2 protein-coding genes and 1 riboswitch are annotated in these 3,329 nt (G+C 50.6%); both genes read right to left on the bottom strand.

The window, feature by feature from the left end; all coding sequences use genetic code 11:
- On the bottom strand, positions 1 to 249 hold a 249-nt coding region (locus NT002_13680), incomplete at its 3' end, for a hypothetical protein (protein ID MCX6830310.1).
- 54 nt (positions 250 to 303) lie between these two features.
- Positions 304 to 427, bottom strand: a riboswitch (FMN riboswitch).
- Positions 428 to 569: 142 nt separating this feature from the next.
- Positions 570 to 3,140: an ATP-binding protein gene (locus tag NT002_13675; GenBank protein ID MCX6830309.1), complete on the bottom strand. Its 2,571-nt coding sequence runs from the start codon at positions 3,138 to 3,140 to the stop codon at positions 570 to 572.
- Positions 3,141 to 3,329 lie beyond the last annotated feature (189 nt).

The raw sequence follows: 3,329 nt of genomic DNA, 5'->3' as shown, positions 1-3,329 counted from the left end.
GGGGCCGGGGCGGCCGGCTCGTCCAGGTGGGCATCCGGGTGTCGCGCCACGGGCGGTCCCCCGCGCTTTATTCAGAGCCACGATCTCAGCATGCGGCCCACCCGCCTTTTCGTGATACCCCTGCCCTACAATTCGGCCGTTCTTCACGACAACCGCACCTACCATTGGATTGGGCGATGTTTGCCCGCGACCCCGACAGGCCAGTTCCAGAGCCAGCTTTAGATATTTCTCATCCGCCTTGACGGCCATAAAAAATCCCAATTTCTTAATCGGGGCGATTCTATCCGGATATATATATAGAATCCAATTCTTCTTCCATCCGGACTTTACCGTCGGGACCGGATTTCCACCGGTTCAGTCCCGCCCTCGCGGGAGTCGCGGCCTGTCACCGCCGATTGAGGAATTTCACCTCACCCCGAAGAATTTCTAACAATATACGCAGTATGGCCCCAAAGGCAAGTGAAAAATATAATCGCCAGTGACTTCCTCCGGGAGAAAGGCGCAGAAATCTCCGGCCCCAATGATGATAAATTACCGCTGAAATGAACAGGTAATTGTCGAAAAGAGGATTAATTTCTCTCTTGCACCGACCCGAGCAGGTTCTCCAGCGTCATCGAGACAATCTCCCCGTCGATTGGACGCGTCAGCAGACTGTCGATACCCTTTGACATCAAATCGCCCACACTGGCGTCAATTTCGTGATCGCTGATAAGAATGATCCTGGTCTTTCTGTCGAAACTCCTGATTTGCGATATCAGGTCCAGCCCACTGATATCCGGCAGAGTTAAATCTACAATCAGGAGATCGAATTTCTCCCTGGCGCAAATTAGGATTGCCCTGGCGCCGCTCTCCGCGGTTGTGACATGACAGTTCTTATCAGTCAGACACTGCAGAAGTTCGGGAATCTCCGCCTCCTTCCCCTGAATAATCAAAACCTTCCATACTCTGACCGGGGAAACGTCATTTTGCACGGCTGGCTGAAACTCTTTTTCCTCCTCCAGCGCGGGCAAATCGATTACAAACGTGGTCCCTTTGTCTTTTCCGGAACTGACCTTGATATGGCCGCCATGCCCCTCGATAATCTTCTTGCTCACGGCCAACCCCAGTCCGGTTCCCTTATCCCCTTTGGTGGTAAAAAACGGATCAAAAATCTTTTCCATCAGTTCGGCGGGAATGCCGGTCCCGTTGTCGCCGACAATCACCCGGGCCGTCCCATTTATTCTCCCGCATGAGACAGCAATCCGGCCGCCTTCTGGAAGCGCATCCAGAGCATTCAATAAAAGATTGGTCAGCACCTCGCGCATTTCGGAAGGATCGGCCACGACATTGACTCTGTCGGATGTCTCTTTTTTCAGTAAGATCTTAATGCCTTTATCCTGAATCAGTCGGCGCCAGTGCGGCCGCACCATCTCCACCGAGTCATCAATTATCTCATTCAGACAGATGGTGACCTTCTTTTCCTCTCTGCGGGTTCGCGACAACTCCCTGAGGCGATTCAAAATCTCTCCGGAATCGAGCGCCGACCGTTCAATCAGTTTGACATCCCGAATTATTTTGGTGGTCGTCTCATCAGCCCCCTGTTTTTCCAAGCGGCTCTGGATAATCTCGCAGCGCCCGAGAACACCCCCGATCATATTGTTCAGATCGTGGAAAACGCCGCTGGCAAGTTCGCCGAGATTTTTGAGATTTTCCATGGCTGACAGGCTGGCCTGCAGGTCCTCAAGCTGTCGGGAATATATTTCGACTTCCTGACGGTTTATGCCGGATATAAACAATCGCGCCAGATATCCGGCCAGAGTTTCAAAAACCGGCAGGTATCGATGAAGATAATCATCGGTCATGGGCGAGCCGATATTCAGAATCCCCACCAGCGTTTTCTCGTCCCGGATCGGAACCATCAGATATGATTTGACTCCTTCTTTAAACAACTGGTATTCGACCTTATGAGCCATCGTGGCATTCAGATTATCTTTGAAATATGGTCGTCCCATTTCCACCACTGTTTCAAAGGCGGTCCCGGCAAGGGGGAATGTGATTTTGGTTCCAAGAATGGTATTCGGACGCGATGTCACCGCACCCTCTATTTCCAGTTGATTCTCCATCTGATGATATTTGACCAGGGAGATACGATTGATATTGACATATTCGCAAAAGATCGGGAAAATGGCCTCTATCATTTCCTGCTTGGAACGCCCCGAGGCCGATAATTCCTCCAGCACGGAAAACACCCGATGCCAGTCGGGCTGGCCGGCAAAATGCCTCTCTGTGACCCCCCCCAGAATGCTCTTGAGCCTATCAAAGAAAAGGGCAAAGGAATAGGAGGTTATATTGGGAACGATCCCGGTCAGAAGATATTCCTGGCCGCAACCGTCGGAACCACCCATGACAAATCTGATCTGAGGCGGGACCTTCAGTTCCGTCACATAATTCGGTACTTCACCCACGGACATAAATAGATGATTCTCGGCAATGGCATTCATCAGTAAAGCCGCATCTTCTCTTTCCAGTTCCGCCGGCATCTCTTCATATAATGACAGTTGCCCGGCCATTTTTCTCAGTAAGTAATCATCGTCGGAACGATAATAAACCGAAACCAGGCCGCCTCCCAAGAACTCAACCAGCCAATCAGGCAGAGCGCGCAAAAAGGAGTCAAACGATTTTTTCTCCGAAATCAGCCGCAATATCTGCAGGGCGATAAATTCCCCCCCCGCCAGGCTGCTGTTGATATTGAAAATCAGATTGAAATACTCCGAAAGGGCAAATTTCTCGAGCAGCTTCTGCCGGTCCGGTTCTTCGCCGTCACCCGAATCACAAAGCAGCCCCCCTACAGGGATATTTTCGACTACGACCGGATAGAAGGATTTACCTTCGAGTGTGATCGCCTTGGGTTGAAGCATAAAATTCTTATAGATGATGCTGTCAAAAACCCCCGGCGAATACTCGCTGTCAAGAATAGACGGCGGTATATATAGAAAATTCTCTTCTTGAATATTCTTGATCTTATCCGTCACGCAATAAAACAGACCGGGTAGCACCGTGGTCAGATATAATTTCTGGCCGGTCCCAAACAGCGAATCATCGCCTCGGGAAAGTAGTTCCGAACACTGCCGGTCGCTGAGAGTCTTTATCTTGTAGCTCATAGTTGATCCGTCAATTGAGTTCTCTTGCTTTTCCTGTCAATGGTGATTTCAGCGGTTGTCCAGGATTGAAATAATCCTCTCGGCTGATTCCTCCATGCTGGCGATGATACGATCGGAATTCTCCAACGGCTCCCCTTTTCCCTGTATCTTCAGCAAATCGAGAGAACCGCGGAGCGCCGTCAAAGGGGT

It is taken from the genome of Candidatus Zixiibacteriota bacterium, from assembly GCA_026397505.1.
Classification (GTDB): Bacteria; Zixibacteria; MSB-5A5; order GN15; family PGXB01; genus JAPLUR01.
The sequence above is the reverse complement of the archived record's forward strand: the minus strand, read 5'-3'. Positions and strand labels throughout refer to the sequence as shown.